Genomic DNA, 21,536 nt, shown 5'->3' with positions numbered 1-21,536 from the left:
CCAGGCGCTCGCGCTGAGTCACACTGACTGCGCTGGGCTGAAGAGCTGAAGAAGATGAAGGAGGAATCACATGTCGGAAGAACAAGGCCGCATGTACGAGCTGGAATACCCGGCTCCGGTAGTCAAGGATGATTCCACCGAGGGCGGCGGTCCCACCATGATCGTCGCCATGCACGGCTACGCCGACGCCGGGCAAGCCGTTGAATCAACTGCCGATTATCTCAAGGCCGCACTGGAGAACCGCCAGCTTGCGTCCTTCAACAACGACGAGCTCATTGACTATCGCTCGCGCCGCCCCGCCGTCACCATTGACCACGACCGCACCGTCGACATCGAAAACACGGAGCTGGGCATCAAGGTGCTGCGGGATAACTCCGGCAAGCCCTTCCTCCTGCTGTCCGGCCCGGAGCCGGATCTGCGCTGGGAGGCCTTTACCGAGGCCGTGGTCAACTTGGTGGAGAAGTACGACGTGACGAACACCATCATGCTCTACTCTGCGCCGATGCCCGTGCCGCACACCCGCCCCACGGTGGTTACCGCGCACGGCAACTCCACGGATCTGGTGGGCCGCATGGTGCGCCTGGATTCCAAGATGATGGTGCCGGGTTCGGCGGCCCTGTTCATCGAAAAGGCCCTGGATAAGAAGGGCCGCAACGTCGTCGGCTACACCGCGCACGTGCCGCATTACCTGGCGGCTTCTTCCTATCCTTCCGCGACCCTGCGCCTGCTTGATTCTGTGGCCTCCGCCGCGCGTTTGAACATCCCGCTGGGCGGCGTCGAGGCGGATGTGGCCCGCGTGGGCCAGCAGCTGCAGGAGCAGGTGGATAGCTCCGAGGAGATCGCCGGCGTGGTGCACCAGCTCGAGGAACAGTTTGACGCCTACATGGAGCGCTACCGCACCGAGCACCCGCAGGCCATCATGCCGGGCGAGGAGCACGTGCCCACCGGCGAGGAGATCGGCGCCGACTTCGAGGCCTTTTTGGCTCAGCTGGGCGACGATCCCTCGATCCTCAACGAGGAGATCGATGACCGCGAGGACAACTTCGGTGAAGATAACGAAGATAACCCTGACCACGGTGACGGCGACGACGTCTAAGCCGACGTCGCAACCGACGTCCAAGACCACGCTGAAGCTGAGGTCCCAGCCCCGGCACTGACCGCCGCTTACCCCCATCACCTAATGTGGTGGGGGTGAACCTTTCTCAGATGCTGCCCGATCTTGCCGAAGTCCCCGAGTCCATGGTCGACGAGGCCATCTGGGACACCTTCCTCGCGTGGACACGCTCCCGCGGGATCTCCCTCTATCCGGCGCAGGAGGAGGCCTCGCTGGGTATTTTGGCCGGGGATAACGTCATTCTGGCCACCCCCACCGGCTCCGGTAAGTCCATGGTGGCCAACGCCGCCCATTTCATCGCCCTGGCCCGCGGCCAGCGCAGCTTCTACACCGCGCCCATCAAGGCCCTGGTGAGCGAGAAGTTCTTCGCCCTGTGTGAGATCTTCGGCCCGGAGAACGTGGGCATGATGACCGGCGACGCCACCGTCAACGGCTCCGCCCCCATCATCGCGGCCACGGCGGAGATCGTGGCCAACATCGCGCTGCGCGAGGGCGCCGAGGCCGACATCGACCAAGTAGTCATGGACGAGTTCCACTACTACTCCGAGCCTGAGCGCGGCTGGGCCTGGCAGGTTCCCCTCCTGGAGCTGCCCAAGGCGCAGTTCCTTCTCATGTCCGCCACGCTGGGTGATACCTCCTGGCTGGAGAAGGATCTCACCGAGCGCACCGGGCGCACCACCTCCCTGGTGGCCGGCAGCACCCGCCCGGTCCCGCTGGATTTTTCCTACGTGTTTACCGCGGTGCACGAGACCGTCGAGGAGCTCCTTCACGCGGGCAAGGCCCCCATCTACGTGGTGCACTTCTCCCAGCGCGAGGCCTCCGAGCGCGCCCAGGCGCTGACCTCCCTCTCCGGCATCATCACCAAGGACGAGAAGGAGGCTATTGCCGCGGAGCTGGGTTCCTTCCGCTTTAGCACCGCCTTCGGCAGGGATCTCTCCAAGCTGCTGCGCAAGGGCATCGGAGTGCACCACGCGGGCATGCTGCCCAAGTACCGGCGCCTGGTGGAGCGCCTGGCTCAGAAGGGCCTGCTCAGGATCATCTGCGGCACCGACACCCTGGGCGTGGGTATCAACGTGCCTATCCGCACCGTGCTCATAACGGGGCTGGCCAAGTACGACGGCACCCGCAGCCGCATTCTCAAATCCCGCGAGTTTCACCAGATCGCCGGACGCGCGGGCCGCGCGGGCTTCGATACCGAGGGCACGGTCGTAGTCGAGGCGCCCGAGCACGAGATCGAGAACGCTAAGGCGCGGCGCCGCCTCGGCGACGATCCCTCGCGCCTGAAGAAGCTGCGCAAGAAGGCCCCGCGCGAGGGCGAGGTCTCCTGGTCGGAGAAGACCTACGCCCGGCTTATCGACGCCGAACCGGAGCAGCTCACCTCCCAGTTCCGGGTCTCCAATTCCATGTTGCTCAACGTGCTGGCCCGCCACGGCAACGGCTACGAGCACATGAAGCACCTGCTGCGCACCAACCACGACACCCGCGCCAAGCAGAACCAGGACATCCTCACCGCTCTGGATCTTTTCCGCGGCCTGCTCAACTCCGGAGTGGTGCAGAAATCCACCAAGGGGCTCGACATCTACGGTCGCCCCTATCATTTGGTGCGTGAGCTGCCGCGGGACTTCGCCCTCAACCAGCCCCTGGGGCCCTTCGCGCTGGCCGCGCTCACGCTTCTCGACCCAGAATCCCCCACCTTCCACCTCGATGTCATCTCCGTCTTCGAGTCCATTCTTGATGATCCCCGCCAGGTGCTCATCGCGCAGCAGAAGCAGCGCCGCGGCGAGGAGATCGCCGCGCTCAAGGCCGAGGGCGTGGACTATACCGAGCGCATGGCCATCGTCGAGGACATCACCTGGCCCAAACCCCTGGAGGAGCTGCTGGAGCAGGCCTACGACACCTTCTGCGAGGGCAACCCCTGGGCCAAGGAGTTTGAGCTGCGCCCCAAGTCCGTGGTGCGCGACATGCTGGAAAACGCCATGACCTTCTCCGATCTCATTGCCACCTACGGCATCGCGCGCTCAGAGGGCGTGGTCCTGCGCTATCTCACCGACGCCTGGCGCACGCTCAAGCAGTCCGTGCCCGCGGAATATCTCACCGAGGAGCTGGAGGACGTCATCGAGTGGCTGGGCGAGCTCATCCGGCAGGTCGATTCCTCGCTCGTCGACGAGTGGGCCGAGATGGCCGGGGAGGACTCCCCCATCTCCCAGGAGACCCTGGACCGGGAGCTGGCCTTCGGCGTGGAGGATCCCACCGCGCTCACGGCCAACCGCCGCGCCTTCAGCATCATGGTGCGCAACTACTTCTTCCGCCTCGTTCAGCTCTTTGCCCTAGAGAAGGAGGAGCGGCTGGCGGAGATCCTGGACTACCTCGACGAGGTCCCCGATTTTGGGGCTATCCTCGACGACTACTTTGCGGACTACGACGACATCGACTCCGGCCCCGCAGCCCGCGGACCTGAGTATTTCCGCGTCACCGACAAAGACAGCCGGCTGTGGACTGTGCGCCAGCTCATCAAGGATCCGCAGGATGACTGCGCATATCAATTCGTAGGTACCGTGGATCTGGATGCTTCCGACGCCGCAGGCGAGGTTCGTCTGCGTGAGCTCAGGATTGAATACTAGAAAGGACATGGACCATGACTGAACCTCGGACAGAGTCCAGCTTTTCCCAGGACAGCACCCCATCCGAGTCCTCCGACCCGCACGTCACCGGTATCCGCCTGGCGGGCGTGAGCTTTGAGCAGACTGAGGACACCGTCACCGTGCACTGGCTGCTCGGCGGGCTGCCGCAGCGCAGCGACTGCGTGACCTTCGTGCTGCAAACCCTCGAGCGGGAGCTGCGGGTATCCTGCGAGGACGCCGAGATGCGCTCGATGACCTTGGCTCCTACCGACTCCCCCGCCGAGGCAACCGACGTGGACTACGAGTGGCATTACGCCCTGGACCGCTTCTCCGTGGTGGTGCCCAACGCCCACCTGGATCTCCACACGGACGTCTTCACCATGCAGGTCTTGTGCCACGAGGAGCCCTGCGGCGAGTGGACGGGCAGCCTGGGTTAGCTAGACTCCCAGCCACCCGCGCGCCGGCCTCACCCACCTTCCGTTCGAATATCCTCGCCCCGCCGGGCCCGAGCCTAGCCAATCCTGCCCCTTGGCAGCCTAGGCTAACAATGCTAGACAGGCCCGTGCGCTGCGGCGATAATAAGAGAGCGGGGCACGCTCACCGCCCCACGTGTATCTCCCCATCACTCACTTTTCGAACAGAAGGAATATAGACAGCCATGGCCGCCACCGCTTCCGCTGCGAGCCCCGCCGGGCCGCACTCCGCCGAGCCCCACAATTCCTCCCACAACTCTCGCCTCAACTCCCTGCGCGCCGGCGTGCTCGGCGCCAACGACGGCATCGTCTCCGTCGCCGCCCTCCTGCTCGGCGTCGTGGGCTCCGGCGTATCCAATAGCACTGTCCTCGTGGCTGGCCTGGCGGCCACGATCTCGGGCGCGGTCTCCATGGCCCTGGGCGAGTACGTTTCCGTTTCCGCCCAGCGCGATTCGGAGCGCATGCTCATCGCCAAGGAGAACCAGGAGCTTAAGGAGATGCCGGAGCAGGAGATGGCGGAGCTGACCTCCCTGCTGGCCGGCTACGGCATGACCCACCAGACTGCGGCGAAGGCGGCCCAGGAGATCACCGACACCAACCCGCTCGACGCGCACCTGCGCCTGGAGCTGGGCATCGATGGCGAGGACCTCACCAACCCCTGGCACGCGGCGTTCTGGTCCGCGGTCTCCTTCCTTGCGGGCGCGGCACTGCCGATGCTCTCCATCTTCCTCGCGCCCGATAACGCCGCGGCGATCGTGGTTTCCCTCGTCACCATCGCCACTCTGGCGCTGACTGGCTACGTCTCGGCGCGCCTGGCCGATACCAACCCGGGGCGCGCGGTGCTGCGCCTGGTCATCGGCGGCGCGGCCGGCCTGGCGGTCACCTACGGCATCGGCGCCGCGTTTGGCGTAGCGCTGGGCTAGCACAACAGCACCGGGTGGGTACGGCCAGCACCGTAAGCACCAGAAAACGCAGAGAAAGGCCCGCTCCACGAGGTCCATCGTGGGGCGGGCCTGGGGACGTCGCCAAGCAACGCGTTTAGCGTGCGGCCTCCACCTGGATGGCCTGAGCAACAGCCTGGACGACGGCGCCAATCTTGATGCCTTCCCAGATCTGCTCCTTGGTCAGGCCCTCCTCCTGAAGGGTCTGAGCGTGTGCCTTGAGGCAGTGCTCGCAGCCGTTGACCGCGGAAGCCACGGTATTCCACAGCTCGAAGTTGGCCTTGTCCACGCCCGGCTTGGAGATGATGTTCATGCGCAGGCCGAACTTGACCTGTGCGTAGTCATCACCGAGCCAACCCTTAGCGCGGTAGGCGACGTTGTTCATCGCCATGACGGTTGCGGCACCCAGGGCTGCTTCGACGGCCTCCTCAGACAGGTGCTCCTTTGCCTCATCGATGATTTCGGACAGCACGGTGTCGTTGCGGGTCGCGGCTGCAGCAGTCAGCAGGGAGCCCCACAGCTGCTCCTCGTTGAGCTCGGTGCTGCGGGTCAGGCTGCCAATGTTCAGCTTCTGATCCTTGGCGTACTCCGGCAGGGCCGACTTCAGATTATCGATAGACATTCAGTCCTCCTTGACAAGGGCTTGGGTTCTGGGATTGGGAAGCTCGAGAGCTTGTCGCCTTAGAGGGCCGACTGCACAACTTCCATCTTGTCGATGTTCTTGGTCGGGTCATTAGCCTCCCAGTTGCAAGCGCACACCTCTTCGGACTGCAGGGCGTCGAGGACACGCAGGACCTCGTCAACATTGCGGCCCACAGCGTCCGGGGTAACGGAGACGAACTGGATGATTCCGTCCGGATCGATGATGAAGGTAGCGCGGTCAGCAACGCCGTCAGCGTTCTCTACGCCCAGGGCGCGGATGAGGTCGTGGCGGATGTCGGAGAACATCGGGAACGGGATCTCCTTGAGCTCCGGGTGGGTTGCGCGCCAGTTGAAGTGAGCGAACTCGTTGTCAACGGAGCCGCCCAGAATCTGGGTATCGCGGTCCTGGAACTCCTCATCCAGCTTGCCGAATGCAGCAATCTCGGTGGGGCAAACAAAGGTGAAGTCCTTCGGGTAGAAGAACACTACCTTCCACTTGCCCTCGTACTTATCCAGGGACACGGTCTCGAAGTAGTCTTCCGGCTGGTTTGCGTTGACGTCGTGCAGGTCGCCGCCCTTGAGTGCGGTGAGCTCAAACTCCGGGAACTTCTCACCAACGGTCATGATAGGCATTGATTGACTCATCTCCTTGCTAACGAGGGTCGGTATAGCATCTACATGCTGGCTTCTCACCAGGCATTTTCAATTATGCCAATAGATCCACCACAAGTCAATAGGAAATACTTTTTATACGTGTTAAAGTTATAAGCATGCACAATAAAGAGTACCGACCAACTCTGGCCCAACTGCGCACCTTTGTCACCATCGCGGAGAACAAGCACTTCGGCACCGCCGCCTCGAAGCTGGGCATTTCCCAGCCCTCCCTCTCCCAGGCGCTCGTCGCCCTCGAGCAGGGGCTCGGCGTTCAGCTCATCGAGCGCTCCACCCGCCGGGTCATCGTCACCGCCACCGGCGAGGCACTCCTGCCCTACGCCAAGGTCACCCTTGAGGCCGCCGACGCCTTCCTTTCCCGCGCCCGCGGAGCCGACGGCGTGCTTACCGGACCCCTGACCATCGGCGTCATCCCCACTATCGCGCCCTACATCCTGCCCACACTGCTGGGCTCCATCAGCGAGTCCTACCCGGACCTCGAGCCGCGTTTTGTGGAGGAGCAAACCGAGCACCTCCTGCAGAAACTGCGCGACGGCCAGATCGATCTCGCCATCATCGCGCTGCCCTCGGAGAGCCCCGGGATGATCGAGGTCCCCCTCTATAAGGAGCGCTTCGCGGTGGTCACCGACCCCGAGCACCCCTTGGCCGGGCGCACCGATCTCACACTCTCCCAGCTCAACAACATGGAGCTGTTGCTGCTGGACGACGGCCACTGTTTGCGCGACCAGGTCCTCGACCTGTGCCGCCAGGCGAAAATCAACCCCTCCGATGCCACCAACGCGATCACCCGCGCCTCCTCTCTGACCACCATTTTGCAGCTGGTCATGGGCGGGCTGGGCACCACGCTGGTGCCGGAATCAGCCATCGCCACCGAGTGCACCCACCCCGAGCTCACTGTGGCGCGCTTTGCCCCCGATGTCACCGCCGAGCGGGAAGTCGGTTTAGTCTTCCGCTCCTCGGCGGCGCGTGCGGAAGAATTCCGCGAGTTCGGCGGATTGGTCACCGCCGCATTCAACTCCGCTGTGGAGCGCTCCCGCGCTCTCAGCGGCGCCGCTGCCAGCTAGCGGCTGGTCACCTCAGGGGCGTAAGCGCCCTTGGCCTGGCGCAGCAGATGCGCCGCGGCCAGCTGCCCGGCCGGCGCCACGACGATGAGCGCCAGGCCGAAGGTGATGATGCTGGCCAGGGACATCGCGCCCAGCAGGAAGCTGTAAAGCAGGACCTGCGCGTAGTTCTGCGTGCCCAGTTTGAAGCCGCGGGAGATGGCCTCACCCACGGACGCACCGTCCGCGGCCATCCACGTCATGAAGAACCACAACGGGCTGAGCAGGAAGCTCACCAGCGCCAGGACGGCAATGACGCCAAAGATGGTGCCCAGCATGCCGAAGATCTGTTCGTCGCTCATGCCGTCAGGGTTGTTGAGCACCTCAAAGCCCACGGTCCCGCCGAAGATGGCGAAGCCAATAAAGACAGCAATGAGGGCAAGGATGCCGGTAACGACGCCGACGATGATGCTGACCACCAGCGTGCTACCCCAGCGCACGTTCTTAAACAGGTAGGACCACGAGGTGCGCGGATCATCGACCTGGAAGAGCGCCAGACGGTAGATGGCGATGCCCAGCACAACGCTGACGATGGTCATGATGCCCTGTGCGACGGTCGGGGCGGAGGAGTTCTCATCAAACCCGGTGGCAATCTGTACAACAAGTATCGGCAGGTACTGCACCGCAAAGAGCGCAATGGCCCCCAACAGCCACAGCACCGGATTGCGCACGGCGTTGACAAATCCCCACTTCAGCGCGTACAGAGCGCTGACCTTCCCGGTATAGGCCGGGCCCGCTTCCGCGGTGGGCGCGCCGCCATTGCTTGCGCTGTAATCGTTGGCACCCGCGTAGCCCGGCAGCGAGGAATCCTGTGCGGAGTAGTTTCCGTACCCGGAGTAGTTGCCGCCGTAGGAGTTGCTGCCAAAGCCGGCCTGATCCTCCGGGTGGCTGGTGGGCTCGTAGCGCGGCAGGCCGCCGCCGTTGCTCGACCCGAAGGCGTTATCGCGGTCATCGCGGTTGCCGCCGTTATCGCCCGGGTTCGATCCAAATGGGTTTGTCATTAATTTCTCCCCACTATTCTTTTCAACTTCTTCGAAACTTGCGTATCCAGAACACTACCAACGCTCTCGCCTCCTCGGCACCCCTAGTAAACTTTCGTTCCAGCTATGTCTGACTCAACCGCCACCCCCACCCGCGAGGATCTCCTCGCCCAGCTCGACACGATTCCGCTGGCTAGCGTCCACACTTTCCGACGCCGCCTGCGCAAAGCCCGCTCCCCTCATGCACTGGGCGCCATCAACGAGGATCTGCAGGCCGCAGCCGCCCGCGTCAGCGCCATCGACGAGCACGTGCCGCCCATCGAATACCCCGAGCAGCTGCCGGTCACCGGCCGCCGCGAAGACATCGCCGAGGCCATCCGCGACAACCAGGTGGTCATCATCGCCGGCGAGACCGGCTCCGGTAAGACCACGCAGATCCCCAAGATCTGTCTGGAGCTTGGCCGCGGGCGCCGCGGGCTCATCGGGCACACCCAGCCCCGCCGTCTGGCCGCGCGCACCGTGGCAGAGCGCATCGCCGAGGAACTAGGCCAGGACATCGGGGAATCCGTGGGCTACGCCATCCGCTTCGATGACCGCGTCTCGCAAACCACGGCCGTCAAGCTCATGACGGACGGCATCCTGCTGGCGGAGATGCAAAAGGATCGCTTCCTCAACGCCTACGACACCATCATCATCGACGAGGCCCACGAGCGCTCCCTCAATATCGACTTCCTGCTGGGCTACCTCAAGCGCCTGCTGCCCAAGCGCCCGGATCTCAAGGTGATCATCACCTCCGCCACCATCGATCCGGAGAGTTTTGCCCGGCACTTCGCTGGCGCCGACGGAAAGCCCGCGCCCATCATCGAGGTCTCCGGGCGCACCTACCCGGTGGAGATCCGTTACCGCCCCCTCGAGTTCGAGGCTGGCGGAAAGGTGGTGGACCAGGATCCCCTCGACGGCCTGGTGGAGGCCATCGAGGAGCTCATGGCCGAGGGCGAGGGCGACATCCTCTGCTTCTTCCCCGGCGAGCGCGACATTCGCGACGCGATGGAGGCGATCGAGGCCAAGCGCTGGCGGGGTGTGGAGGTCACCCCGCTCTTTAGCCGCCTCTCCAACCAGGAGCAGCACCGCGTCTTCTCCCCGCACCGCGGCAGGCGCATCGTGCTCTCCACCAACATCGCGGAGACCTCGCTGACCGTTCCGGGCATCCGCTACGTGGTGGACACCGGAACCGCGCGCATCTCGCGCTACTCCACCCGCACCAAGGTCCAGCGCCTGCCCATCGAGCCGATCTCCCAGGCCAGCGCCAATCAGCGCTCCGGCCGCTGCGGCCGCGTGGCCGATGGCATCGCCATCCGCCTCTACAGCGAGCAGGACTTCGCCTCCCGCCCGGAGTTCACCGACCCGGAAATTTTGCGCACCAACCTCGCCAGCGTCATCCTGCAGATGATCTCGCTGCGGCTGGGCGATATCTCCGAGTTCCCCTTCGTCCAGGCCCCCGAGCCCAAGGCCGTGCGCGACGGCCTACTCCTGCTCCACGAGCTCGGCGCCCTCAATCCGGAGGGCAAGGAGAAGAACGGGCTGCCGGTGCTCACCGACGTCGGTCGGCACCTCGCCCGCATCCCCGTGGATCCCCGCATGAGCCGCATGCTCGTCGAGGCCGCGAGGCTGGGCTGCCTCGAGGACGTCATCGTCATCGTGGCCGCGATGACCATTCAGGACGTGCGCGAGCGTCCCCTGGACTTCCAGGCCCAGGCGGATCAGACCCATGCCCGCTTCAAGGACAAGTCCTCAGACTACATCTCCATGCTCAAGCTGTGGGACTACGTCACCGAGAACCGCGAGGAGCTCAGCGGCAACGCCTTCCGCAAGCGCATGAAGAAAGAGTTCCTGCACTACATGCGCATCCGCGAGTGGTTTGACCTGGTGCGCCAACTCAAAGATGTGGCCAAGCAGCTCAAGTGGGGCGTCAAAGAGGCCACCGAGCGCCGCGCAGATGACATTCACATGAGCCTACTGTCCGGGCTGCTCTCCAACATCGGTGCGCGCGACGGCAACTCCAAAGAGTTCATTGGCGCGCGCAACACCCACTTCCTCATCTTCCCCGGCTCCGCCCTGGCCAAGAAGCCGCCGGCATTCCTCATGGCCGCCGAGCTGGTGGAGACCTCCCGGCTGTGGGCGCGCGACGTCGCCGCCATCGATCCCGCCTGGGTGGAGGAGCTGGGCGCCAACCTGCTCAAGCACAACTACTCGGACCCCGTGTGGTCGCGCAAGCGCGGTGCGGCCATGGCCACGCAGCGCTCCACCCTGTACGGAGTGACCATCGTGGCGGATCGATCGGTTCCCTACCACCGCGTCGACCCCGTGGCCGCGCGCGACATGTTCATCCGCCACGCGCTCATCGAGGGCGAGTGGAGCACTCACCACCACTTCTTCCACGACAACCGCCGCAAGCTCGAGGAGGCCGGCGAATACGAGGAAAAGGCCCGCCGCCGCGGCCTCGTGGTGGACGAAGACACGCTCTTCGACTTCTACGACCAGCGCATTCCGGCGTCGGTAACCACGGCCCGCCACTTCGATTCCTGGTGGAAGAAGCAGCGCGACAAGCACGTGCTGGACTTCGATCCCGATAAGCTCATCGAGGACTCCCACGAGGTCACCGAGGAGGCCTTCCCGGACCGGTGGCTCAAGGGCAGCATTGATTACGACCTCGCTTATAAGTTTGAGCCGGGCAATCCCCTCGACGGCGTCACCCTCATGGTCCCGGTTCCGCTGCTGGCGGGCCTCGACACCGAGGGCTTCGACTGGCTGGTGCCGGGGCTGCGCTTGGAGCTGGTCACTGAGCTCATCCGCACCCTGCCGAAGGCTCTGCGCCGCACTGTTGTGCCGGCCCCGGAGTTCGCCGAGCGCGCACTCCCCCGCCTCATCCCCTACGAGGGCTCGCTCACACAGCAGCTTGCCGACGTCCTCCGGGAGATGGGCGGCCACGGTATCAACGCCTCCGACTTTAGACCCTCGGCGCTGCCTGCCCACCTGCGGATGAACTTCGCGGCCGTCGACAAGCGCGGCGAGATCATCGACTCCGACCGCGACCTCGCCGCCCTGGTCAAGCGCCAGGCCGGCCACATCACTTCCTCGGTGTCCAAGGCCGGGCGCAAGTCGGAGTCGCGCGCGGTCAAGGAGTGGAGCGAGGATACGCTGGGCGAAATCCAGGAGGAGGTCACCACCGTGGTCGACGGCCACGAGGTCACCGCCTACCCCGGCCTGGTGGCTACCAAGGACGGCGTGGCGCTCAAGGTGCACCCCACCAAGGCCGCTGCCGACGCCTCCATGCTCACCACCACGCTCACCCTGCTGCTGCGGCAGATCACCGTGAACAAGCAGCAGATGATCAAGGGGCTCCCCCTGCAGCAGCGCGTGGCCGTGGATTCCTACCCGCACGGCGGCGCCGAGGGACTCGTCAACGACGCCCGCGTGGCCGCGATCCGCGACATCCTCATTGAGATGGGCGGGCCGGTGCGCACTCCCGCGGCCTTTGAGGCGCTGCGCAAGGAGATCGCCCCACAAGTCCCCGGCCGCGTGCGGCAGTCGGTGGTAGCAATTGCTCCCGGGCTGGTGGAGTACTCCAACCTCAAGGCGGAGCTTGCCCAGTGGGAGGGTCCGGCCATCGACGATATTCAGGCCCAACTGGACTTCCTGCTGCCGCCGCACGCGATCACCACCCACGGGATGGCGCACCTGCGGCACCTGCCGCGCTATCTCGCCGCGGCCCGCATCCGCTTGGAGGATATGAACCTCGATCCGAACAAGGACGCCGACCGCCAAGCGGACGTGGAGGAGGCCAAGGCCTACCTGAGCAATCGCCTGCGCACGCTGCCCGCGGGGCGCGACAAGACCCGTGAGGTCAAGGAGATCTATTGGATGATCGAGGAGCTGCGCGTCTCGCTCTTCGCGCAGCGCCTCGGCACCGCGCACGCGGTCTCCCTGCGGCGCATCCAGAAGGCCGTGGACAAACTGCGTTAGCTACAAGTCGCAGAGCAGAGCGCTCTAGAAATCCTCGCGGTCACGGCGGCGCATGAGGCGGATCTCGGATTCGAAGTCGTCCGCGCTCTCGAAGGACTTGTACACCGAGGCGAAGCGCAGGTAGGCCACCTCGTCCAGGTCGCGCAGGGGCTCCAGGATGGCCAAACCTACGTCATTGGCGTTGACCTGGGGGGATCCGTGGCTGCGCACGGTTTCTTCTACTTCTTGGGCCAGCTTCTTCAGTGCGTCCTCGCTCACGTCACGGCCCTGGCATGCGCGCTGCACACCGCGAATGAGCTTGTCCCGGCTGAAGGGCTCCGAGAGCCCGTTGCGCTTGACCACGTAGAGCACCGCCTTCTCGATAGTGGTGAACCTGCCCCGGCAGGAGGTGCACTCACGCCGGCGGCGAATGGAGCTTCCGGCGTCCACCACGCGGGAGTCAATGACTCGCGATTGCTCATTGTGACAAAACGGGCAGTACACCGTTCGGGTCCTTTCTTTGCGTCATCCGCGCCCCACAGGGGAAGATCGTGAGGCGCAAGGCGCGGCGATCAACACCAACAGTGTACTGCCCATTATTGAAGAGGCGATATTGAGTTATACCGAGCGCTGAATGCCCCAGCGCCCGGGTTTTAGGGCCGCGCGGCCAGGCGTGTAGTACCTGGCTAGCACCTGACTAGTACGCAGTGCTGGCCACGGTCACCGCATCGGAGCTCGGCGCCACCGGGGCTTCCTCATCCGCGCTCAGCCCGGTGAAAACGGTGCCAAGGAAGACGGCTGCGCCAAAGACTGCGCCCAGGAGGTAGTTCGACGTGTTCGAGCGCCGGGCCGACTGAGAACCACCACCCGAAGAACGCTCCGCGCGCCATGGATAGCCGGAATCGGCCTGCGGCAGCGTATGCGCATCCGTTCGATTCACATCACGTAGAGTTCGAACACCAGGCACTACTACCCCAGGGCGGTGAGCACGCGGAGCCCGAGCGGAAGGCTCCCACACGGCCGCCGGCGGGACAACGCGGGCACGCCCGGCACCCTGACGGGAAACGGAGGAAGAACGAAAATCAGTGGAGTTCAGAGCGATAGCCACGACAGGGCTCCTTTCAGTCAATGATTTGTTGGCGACATGGTGAGGCGCATGTTCTTCAGCGGCTATCCGCATCCTAAAATGGACCGGCGACACACTCGAACAGAACACTCGACCACTCGTTCGATTTAGTTGGTATGTTCGATTTATAACACCGTTTCGAAAATTTGTCCACAGATACGCAGAATCTCTCGAACAGTTTTTCTTTTCATGCTAAGAATGGAAGTGTTCCGTAGTTTCGCCCACAGGAGGCCCCATGCCACGCAAGCCCGCCACGAATGGCAGCCCCGATGTCGCATCCCTATCACCCCGTCAGCGCCGCATCCTTGAAGTAATCCATGACGCCGTCATGCTGCGCGGCTACCCGCCAAGCATCCGCGAGATCGGTGACGCCGCCGGGCTGCAGTCCACCTCGTCCGTGGCCTACCAGCTCAAGCAGCTGGAAGAAAAGGGCTTCCTGCGCCGCGATCCCAACAAGCCGCGCGCCGTGGACGTGCGCCACCTGCCCAAGGACACCGACTCCAAGAAGCCGGGCCGCAAGGCTCGCCCCAAGAACCAAGATCCGGAGGTTCCGGAGGAGGCTTCCACCGTCTCCTACATCCCGGTGGTCGGCCGCATCGCTGCCGGCTCGCCCATTACCGCCGAGGAAAACGTGGACACCTACTTCCCCATGCCGCAGGATGTCGTTGGCAACGGCGATCTGTACATGCTCCAGGTGGTCGGTGACTCCATGATTGACGCAGGCATTCTCAACGGCGACTGGGTTATCATCCGCTCCCAGTCCGTCGCGGAAGAGGGCGAATTTGTGGCCGCGCTGCTGGACGGCGACGAGGCCACCGTCAAGGAATTCCACCGTGATTCCTCAGGTGTGTGGCTGTTGCCCCACAATGAGGCCTACTCGCCTATTAAGGGCGATGACGCAGAGATCATGGGCAAGGTCATCTCCGTCTTCCGCAAGCTCTAATTTCCACGGTCCTTCACTGCCGGATTCCAAGCAGAGGATTCCGTATTCCCTGCAGTTTTCCCTACGCGCCACCTCCTTGTTGGTGGCGCGCTGTTGTTTTCTACCCCCGGTTGTGTGTCTCACAGTGCCCGCAGCCCGATCGCGGTGAACATCACATTGCTTGCAAATCCGCAGTACAGCAATTAAAACGAGCGCGCGGAAAGTTTTTATTGTGTGTGAGATCGTTTGATTGCGCCCGATTTGTGTCTCCCCGATGGGACAATGGGGACATATACACATTCACGCTTATCCGTTCTTTCCCTGGGTCTACCCCCGCGCATGGACGAGCGCTGATACCCCCTGTTTCTTTGGAGGAAATGACTATGTACGCAGAAGAGCGCCGTCGGCAGATTGCTTCGCTAACCGCGGTCGAGGGCCGCGTGAACGTGACGGAGCTTTCGGAGCGCTTCGACGTCACTGCGGAAACCATTCGCCGCGATCTAGCCGTGCTCGATCGCGAGGGCGTTGTACACCGCGTGCATGGCGGCGCTGTGGCCTCACAGTCTTTCCAAACCGCTGAGTTCACCCTCGATACGCGCCAGCGCTCCGCCACAGGCGCCAAGATGGCCATCGCGCGCGCCGCGCTCAACCAGCTACCGGAAGGCGGCGGCAGCATCTTCCTCGACGCCGGCACCACCACCAACGCGCTGGCCGATCTCATTGGGCAGCAATACTCCGCCGGCCAGTTCAACATCGTGTCCAACAGTCTGCCCATCGCGCTCTCCTTAGCCAATAACGGGGTGACGGATGTCCAGCTGCTCGGCGGCACCGTCCGCGCTATCACCCAGGCAGTCGTGGGCGATACCGCCCTGCGCACCATGGCTCTCATGCGCGCGGATGTGGCGTTCATCGGCACCAACGCCCTCACGCTGGATCACGGCCTCTCCACGGCCGACTCCCAGGAGGCGGCCATCAAGTCGGCCTTTGTCACCAACGCGCACAAGGTGGTGGTGCTGTGCGATTCTTCCAAGCTGGGCAACGACTACCTGGTCAGCTTCGCCTCGCTTGCCGACATCGATGTGGTCATCACCGACTCCGCGGCCCCCGAGTCCTTCGTGGAGGCCCTGCGCGAGCGCGACGTCGAGGTGATCATCGCCAGCGAGAAGTAGCACCCGCGCTTCTTGGCCACTTAGTGAAAACGGGAAAGTTCGATTGAGGGCATCACCGCATGTATGCCCGCGCCCAGCGGTTCCCCTTCCCCGCCCAGCGGTTCCCCATACCCCCCGAGCCGCTCCCCATTCCCCCCAAACCACCGCACCGTCCCGGTGTCCAGCCACCTGCGCCGCGCGCCCCACGTCGGTAGGACAAAGAGCCCGCGCACAGGCGGGCTCTTCGCGTCTCCAGGCCAATCCAGACTTGAGCCGAACCGGGACTGAGTCAGTCCAGCATTAGAAGGTCTCCAGCAGCGCGATCACGGCTGCGCGGGCCTCCTCCGGGCTCTCGGCGTTGATGGCGGCCTCGGCCATCTTCTCGCACTGCTCGAAAGTTACTTCCGCCAGCTGAGCGCCCACACCCGCGACTGCGGTAGAGGCAGCCGAGAGCGACGTCACACCCAGGCCGGTGAGCACGCAAGCCAGCATCGGGTCAGCAGCAGCCTCACCGCACACACCCACCGGGACGTTGTTGTCGCGGCCCACCACGCAGGTGTGCTGAATGAGGCGCAGCACGGCCGGCTGCCACGGATCCGTCAGGTAAGCCAGCTGCGGGGACAGGCGGTCAGCAGCCATGGTGTACTGGGTCAGGTCGTTGGTACCGATGGACACGAAATCCAAGTGCGGCATGATGGTATCGGCCATGAGCGCCGCGGCAGGCACCTCAATCATGGCCCCGGCCGTCAGACCGCGCTCGCGGCACAGCTCAGCAAACCACTTGGCCTCCACAGCGGTGGCCACCATCGGCGCCATCACCCAGGTGGGAGCCTCCTCACCGCGGTCGGCGCTAGCCTGGGCAATAGCGTCCAGCTGGCGGGTCAGCAGCGCCTCGTTGTCGCGAGCAACGCGCAGGCCGCGCACGCCCAGGGCGGGGTTTTCCTCGTCAGACAGCGTGGCGTAGGAAATCGGCTTATCAGAGCCGGCATCGAGGGTACGCACCACAACCTTGGACTCCGGGAAGGCCTTGAAAACCTTGGCGTAGATACGCGCCTGCTCGTCCACGGTGGGTTCCTCACTGGCGGAGAGGAAGGAGAGCTCGGTGCGGTAAAGGCCAACGCCCTCAGCCTCAGAATCGGCCGCCAGGCGGGCTGCGTTGCCGTCAGCGACGTTGGCCAGCAGCTGCACGCGGTGGCCGTCCTTAGTCTGCGCTGGGCCGCGCCACTGCGCCACGCGGGCTGCCTTCTCGCGGTAGTCCTCCACCGCCGTGCGGGATTCCTCCGGATCGGCATCCAGGCTCACGGTGCCTAGGGAGGCGTCGACGAAGACCACGGTGCCCGGCTCGATTCCGCGAATGCTGGGGCCTACCGCCACGATGCACGGGATGTCCAGCTGGCGGGCGATAATCGCGGTGTGGCTGGTCGGGCCGCCGAGCTCAGTGACCAGGGCCTTGATGTGGTTGGTATCCAGGGTGGCGGTATCCGCCGGGGCGAGATCGTCAGCGAAGAGCACGGCCTCGCCCTCCACCATGGGAAGGCCCGGCTCCTGCTCGCCACGCAGCTGGGCGATGACGCGGTCACGCACGTCCTTGAGGTCAGTGGTGCGCTCAGCCATAACGCCGCCCGCGGCCTCGAACATGGTGACAAACTTGTCGGTGGCGCCCACGGTGGCATACTCGGCGTTGTGCCCGGCGCGGATGTTCTTGCGCACGGCCTTGTGCCAGCCGCGGTCCTTGACCATGCCGGCGGTGGCATTGAGCACCTCAGCGGCCTGGCCCTCGGCGCCTGCGGCGCGCTGCTCGAGGCGGGAGGCCACGACGTCTACGGCTTCAAGAAAGCGGTCGTATTCCTGATCGCGGAGTTCTTCGGCGACGACCTCACCAGCGGTGGGCAGCTCGGGGCGCGGCCGAACCCAAACGGCCTCGGCATAAGCTACGCCTGCGACGACGCCAGTGCCTTTAATTGTGGAGGGGGTTGCATTGTCCATGACACAAATCCTTTGCGCGAAGTGGGTTCTATTCTCTGACAAGATCATCACATGTTTCCGGAAAAAGCAATGAAAACCACAGCCCATGCATTGACTTCCGGACACAATCGGGCAAGAATCAACATTAAGCAACATTTTGTGCAGATCTGCACAGATAGGCCGCACGGATAGACTGACCATCAGCGCAGGCCACTGCTCATCTTGTTGGACTTCTCTACGTAACTCAATATACGCACCTCAACACAGGCACGTAGCTCACCGCGAAAGGGGAACTAAAGAAGCGATGATCCTCTCTGTAACACCCAACCCCAGCGTCGACGCCACCATTACCTTGCACGAAACCATCAACCCCGGCACCGTCCACCGCGCCGATCGCGCATTCCAGGTAGCCGGCGGAAAGGGGGTCAACGTCACCCACGCGATGTCCCTGGCTGGCACCGAGTCCCTGGCCCTACTACCCTCCGCGCACGGCGATTACTTCCTTAGCCTCATGGACATCGCGTCCATCCCCTACGAGGCCGTGCCGATGACTGACCCCGTGCGCATCAACACCACTTTGACAGAGCCCGACGGCCGCACCACTAAGCTCAACGGCCCCGGCCCCACGCTCAGCCCCGACGCCCAGGCCGCATTGGCCCATCGCATTACCGAGCTTGCGCCGCAGGCCTCGTGGATTGTCTTCGCCGGCTCCCTGCCGGTGGGCGTTCCCGCCGAATGGTACTGCCTGCTGGTGCGCGAGCTGCGCACCGCCGCGCCGCACACCAAGATCGCCGTGGACACCTCCGACGCCCCCATGGTCGCCCTCGGCGAAAACCTCGCCACCGCCGCGCCCGATCTCATCAAGCCCAACGGCTTCGAGCTGGGCCAGCTGACCGGCCGGGACGGCTACGCCCTCGAGGAGGAAGCCGCGCGCGGTGACTACAGCAACGTCGTGGAAGCCGCCCGCGAGGTAGCCCAGCGCGGCGTCAACGAGGTGCTCGTCACCCTGGGCGGCGCAGGTGCTGCGCTCGTCACCGCCGATGAGGCCTGGATTGCCACCCCGCCGCCGACGGCCGTGGTCTCCACCGTGGGCGCGGGCGATTCCGCACTCGCCGGCTACATCATGGCGCGCAGCACCGGCAGCGCCTGCGGCGAGGCTCTGCGCAACGCCGTGGCCTACGGCTCCGCTGCTGCCGCCCTGCCGGGCACGCAGCTTCCCACCCCGGAGCAAATCCATACCGAGGCCACCCGCGTGCGCCAGATGTAGGCGCATCCGCCCTTCTTCCCGCTCTACCGTTTATCGTCCACCCGTTTATCGTCCACCGTCTACCGGCTTCTTTCTTCAACCCTTTCTATCTAGGAGCTCGATGTCATGGCATCCCCACTCATCACCACAGACCTGGTGACGCTTGACGCCGACTTTGGCGCAAGCACCGAGTCTGTCATCACCCAACTGGCCGGCCTGGTACACGCCGCCGGCCGCGCGGACTCCGTCGACGGCCTAGCCCAGCCCGCCATTGAGCGCGAGGCCAAAGCAGGCACCGGCGTGCCCGGCAACGTCGCCATCCCGCACTGCCGCTCCGCAGCAGTAAGCGAACCCACCCTGGCGTTTGCGCGCCTGTCGCGCGGCGTCGACTTCTCCGGCCCCGACGGCGATGCCGAGCTGGTCTTTCTCATCGCCGCACCTGCCGACGGCGGCAAGGCCCACCTGAAGATCCTCTCCAAGCTCGCCCGCGCGTTGGTGCGCAAGGACTTCCTCGAGGCTCTGCGCACAGCAGACAGCGCCGAGGAGATAGTCGAGCAAGTTCTCGGCGTGGTCACCGCGGAGAAGAAGAGCAGCACCCAAGCCACAAAGCCTTCCGCCGAGCACGCCGCACCCGTGTCCATCGTCGCGGTCACGGCCTGCCCCACCAGCATCGCCCACACCTACATGGCTGCCGACGCCCTCACCCAGGCCGCCGGCGAGCGCACGGACGTCTCGCTCACCGTGGAGACCCAGGGCTCCTCCAACAACGAGTCCCTTGATTCCGCCACCATCGCGGATGCTGACGCCGTCATCTTCGCCACCGACGTCGGTGTGCGCGACCGCGAACGCTTCTCCGGCAAGCCGGTTATCGAATCCGGCGTCAAGCGCGCCATCAACGAGCCGAACGCCATGCTCGACGAGGCCATCGCCGCCGCCCACAACCCCCAGGCCCGCACGGTCGAGGGCGCGGCAGGAGCGGCGTCGTCAAGCGACGTCTCCGACTCCGAGGGCCACGGGCTGAGCTGGGGCAAGCGCATCCAGCAGGCCATCATGACCGGCGTGTCCTACATGGTTCCCTTCGTCGCCGCCGGCGGCCTGCTGCTGGCCCTGGGCTTCCTCTTCGGCGGATACGACATGGCCAACGGCTGGGAAGCAATCGTCTCCAACCACTCCCTGAGCAACCTTCCGGGCAACCAGGTCGATGTCGACGGCGAGCTCATGACCTTCGAGCGTTCCGGCTTCCTGCTCTACATCGGCGCGGTGCTCTTCGCCATCGGCCAAGCCGCCATGGGCTTCATCGTCGCCGCGCTCTCCGGCTACATCGCTTTCGCCCTGGCTGGGCGCCCAGGCATCGCGCCGGGCTTTGCCGGCGGTGCCATTGCCGTGAGCGTCGGCGCCGGCTTCATCGGCGGCCTGGTCACCGGCCTCATCGCGGGCCTGGTGGCGATGTGGATTGGCAAATGGAAGGTCCCGCGCTGGATTGGCTCGCTCATGCCCGTAGTGATCATCCCGCTGCTCGCCTCCCTGATTACCGGCCTGCTCATGTACCTGCTGCTCGGCGCGCCGCTGGCCGCCCTCATGGAGGGGCTGCAGAACTGGCTGTCCTCCATGTCCGGCTCCTCGGCCGTGCTGCTGGGCATCATCCTCGGCCTCATGATGTGCTTCGATCTGGGTGGCCCGGTGAACAAGGCCGCCTACCTCTTTGCCACCGCGGGGCTATCCACCGGCGACGAAGCTTCCATGCACATCATGGCCGCGGTCATGGCCTCCGGCATGGTCCCGCCGATTGCGCTGTCCATTGCCACCTTCCTGCGCAAGAACCTGTTTACCCCGGCGGAGCAGGAAAACGGCAAGTCTGCCTGGCTGCTGGGCCTGTCCTTCGTCTCCGAGGGTGCTATCCCCTTCGCCGCCGCGGATCCGTTGCGCGTCATCCCCTCCATGATGGCTGGCGGCGCCGTCACCGGCGCTATCTCCATGGCGCTCGGCGTGGGCTCCCGCGCCCCGCACGGCGGCATCTTTGTCTTCTTTGCCATCGACCCGATCTGGGGCTACATCGTGGCCATCGCCGCAGGCGTGGTGGTCTCGGCCGCGGCCGTCATCGCGATGAAGCAGTTCTGGCCCAACACCACGGTGGAGGAAGCAGCCGCCCGCGCGCAGGCTCCGGCTGGCACAGCTGCCGCCTAGAGCGAATACGCGTACACTGAAAGGCGCGAAAATGACTCGGCTGGTCCACAGCGGACTCGTCCACGGTGGACTGGCCGCGTCGTGTGTAAATGAAAGGATAGATTTTCATGGCATCTAAGACCGTCAAGGTAGGCTCCTCCGTTGGCCTGCACGCTCGCCCAGCATCCATCATCGCTGACGCCGCATCCGAGTTCGATGAGGACATCTTCCTCAACCTCGTCGGCGAAGAAGATGACGATGAGACCGACGCCGCCTCCTCCCTGATGATCATGGCGCTGGGCGCCGAGCAGGGCGATGAGGTCACCGTCACCTCCGAGAACGCCGAGGCCGTGGAGAAGATCGCCAGCCTGATCGAGCAGGACCTGGACGCTTCCTAAGAAGCACCGCTTCCACAGCGCTT

The 21,536-nt window shown here is 64.6% G+C and carries 17 protein-coding genes; 11 read left to right on the top strand and 6 right to left on the bottom strand.

Features of this window, described 5'->3' with window-relative positions; all coding sequences use genetic code 11:
* The first annotated feature begins 70 nt into the window (after positions 1-70).
* The 4 genes from Q4E25_RS03535 (at position 71) to Q4E25_RS03520 (ending at position 5,131) form a co-directional block, all read left to right on the top strand.
* Positions 71-1,096, top strand: coding sequence for a PAC2 family protein (locus Q4E25_RS03535; RefSeq protein ID WP_303154111.1), 1,026 nt, complete (start codon positions 71-73; stop codon positions 1,094-1,096).
* Between the two features lie 95 nt (positions 1,097-1,191).
* Positions 1,192-3,735, top strand: coding sequence for an RNA helicase (locus Q4E25_RS03530; protein ID WP_303154108.1), 2,544 nt, complete (start codon positions 1,192-1,194; stop codon positions 3,733-3,735).
* A gap of 14 nt (positions 3,736-3,749) precedes the next feature.
* Positions 3,750-4,172: a hypothetical protein gene (locus Q4E25_RS03525; protein ID WP_303154106.1), complete on the top strand. Its 423-nt coding sequence runs from the start codon at positions 3,750-3,752 to the stop codon at positions 4,170-4,172.
* Between the two features lie 221 nt (positions 4,173-4,393).
* On the top strand, positions 4,394-5,131 hold the full coding sequence (locus Q4E25_RS03520) for a VIT family protein (protein WP_303154104.1): 738 nt from the start codon (positions 4,394-4,396) through the stop codon (positions 5,129-5,131).
* Positions 5,132-5,246: 115 nt separating this feature from the next.
* Here the strand turns inward: Q4E25_RS03520 and Q4E25_RS03515 are convergent, their stop codons facing one another.
* Together Q4E25_RS03515 and Q4E25_RS03510 are read right to left on the bottom strand one after the other, a co-directional pair.
* The gene (locus tag Q4E25_RS03515; RefSeq protein ID WP_303154102.1) at positions 5,247-5,771 is read right to left on the bottom strand and encodes a carboxymuconolactone decarboxylase family protein; all 525 of its coding nucleotides are present in this window, start codon (positions 5,769-5,771) and stop codon (positions 5,247-5,249) included.
* A gap of 59 nt (positions 5,772-5,830) precedes the next feature.
* The gene (locus tag Q4E25_RS03510) at positions 5,831-6,424 is read right to left on the bottom strand and encodes a peroxiredoxin (protein WP_303154099.1); all 594 of its coding nucleotides are present in this window, start codon (positions 6,422-6,424) and stop codon (positions 5,831-5,833) included.
* A 137-nt stretch (positions 6,425-6,561) separates the two neighbouring features.
* Here Q4E25_RS03510 and Q4E25_RS03505 point away from each other — a divergent pair, with 137 nt between their 5' ends.
* Positions 6,562-7,527, top strand: a complete 966-nt coding sequence (locus Q4E25_RS03505; protein WP_303154096.1) for a hydrogen peroxide-inducible genes activator — start codon at positions 6,562-6,564, stop codon at positions 7,525-7,527.
* Here Q4E25_RS03505 and Q4E25_RS03500 read toward each other — a convergent pair.
* Entirely contained in the window at positions 7,524-8,564 is a 1,041-nt protein-coding gene (locus tag Q4E25_RS03500) for a hypothetical protein (RefSeq protein ID WP_303154093.1), read from the bottom strand. The two genes, Q4E25_RS03505 and Q4E25_RS03500, sit on opposite strands and share 4 nt — an antisense overlap.
* A 105-nt stretch (positions 8,565-8,669) precedes the next feature.
* On the opposite strand from Q4E25_RS03500, the gene hrpA reads away from it, so the two are divergent.
* Positions 8,670-12,566 (top strand): ATP-dependent RNA helicase HrpA, encoded by a 3,897-nt coding sequence (gene hrpA, locus Q4E25_RS03495; RefSeq protein WP_303154091.1) that lies wholly within the window; start codon positions 8,670-8,672, stop codon positions 12,564-12,566.
* A gap of 24 nt (positions 12,567-12,590) precedes the next feature.
* Here the strand turns inward: hrpA and nrdR are convergent, their stop codons facing one another.
* Together nrdR and Q4E25_RS03485 are read right to left on the bottom strand one after the other, a co-directional pair.
* The gene (gene nrdR / locus Q4E25_RS03490) at positions 12,591-13,049 is read right to left on the bottom strand and encodes a transcriptional regulator NrdR (protein ID WP_303154088.1); all 459 of its coding nucleotides are present in this window, start codon (positions 13,047-13,049) and stop codon (positions 12,591-12,593) included.
* 193 nt (positions 13,050-13,242) lie between these two features.
* Positions 13,243-13,485, bottom strand: a complete 243-nt coding sequence (locus Q4E25_RS03485; protein WP_303154087.1) for a hypothetical protein — start codon at positions 13,483-13,485, stop codon at positions 13,243-13,245.
* Positions 13,486-13,906: 421 nt separating this feature from the next.
* On the opposite strand from Q4E25_RS03485, the gene lexA reads away from it, so the two are divergent.
* Positions 13,907-14,614 carry a transcriptional repressor LexA gene (gene lexA / locus Q4E25_RS03480; RefSeq protein WP_303154084.1) on the top strand — a complete coding sequence of 236 codons (708 nt, stop codon included), beginning with the start codon at positions 13,907-13,909 and terminating at the stop codon, positions 14,612-14,614.
* A 362-nt stretch (positions 14,615-14,976) separates the two neighbouring features.
* Positions 14,977-15,762 carry a DeoR/GlpR family DNA-binding transcription regulator gene (locus Q4E25_RS03475; RefSeq protein WP_303154083.1) on the top strand — a complete coding sequence of 262 codons (786 nt, stop codon included), beginning with the start codon at positions 14,977-14,979 and terminating at the stop codon, positions 15,760-15,762.
* Between the two features lie 279 nt (positions 15,763-16,041).
* Here Q4E25_RS03475 and ptsP read toward each other — a convergent pair whose 3' ends face one another.
* The gene (gene ptsP / locus Q4E25_RS03470) at positions 16,042-17,727 is read right to left on the bottom strand and encodes a phosphoenolpyruvate--protein phosphotransferase (protein ID WP_303154081.1); all 1,686 of its coding nucleotides are present in this window, start codon (positions 17,725-17,727) and stop codon (positions 16,042-16,044) included.
* A gap of 283 nt (positions 17,728-18,010) precedes the next feature.
* Between ptsP and Q4E25_RS03465 the strand changes: the two genes are divergently transcribed.
* From Q4E25_RS03465 to Q4E25_RS03455, 3 genes are all read left to right on the top strand, one after another.
* The gene (locus tag Q4E25_RS03465) at positions 18,011-18,973 is read left to right on the top strand and encodes a 1-phosphofructokinase family hexose kinase (protein WP_303154079.1); all 963 of its coding nucleotides are present in this window, start codon (positions 18,011-18,013) and stop codon (positions 18,971-18,973) included.
* 105 nt (positions 18,974-19,078) lie between these two features.
* Positions 19,079-21,136 (top strand): fructose-specific PTS transporter subunit EIIC, encoded by a 2,058-nt coding sequence (locus tag Q4E25_RS03460; RefSeq protein WP_303154077.1) that lies wholly within the window; start codon positions 19,079-19,081, stop codon positions 21,134-21,136.
* A 107-nt stretch (positions 21,137-21,243) separates the two neighbouring features.
* Positions 21,244-21,513 carry an HPr family phosphocarrier protein gene (locus tag Q4E25_RS03455; RefSeq protein WP_303154075.1) on the top strand — a complete coding sequence of 90 codons (270 nt, stop codon included), beginning with the start codon at positions 21,244-21,246 and terminating at the stop codon, positions 21,511-21,513.
* Positions 21,514-21,536: the final 23 nt, after the last annotated feature.

Source organism: Corynebacterium sp. (genome assembly GCF_030532325.1).
Taxonomy (GTDB): domain Bacteria; phylum Actinomycetota; class Actinomycetes; order Mycobacteriales; family Mycobacteriaceae; genus Corynebacterium.
The sequence above is the reverse complement of the archived record's forward strand: the minus strand, read 5'-3'. Positions and strand labels throughout refer to the sequence as shown.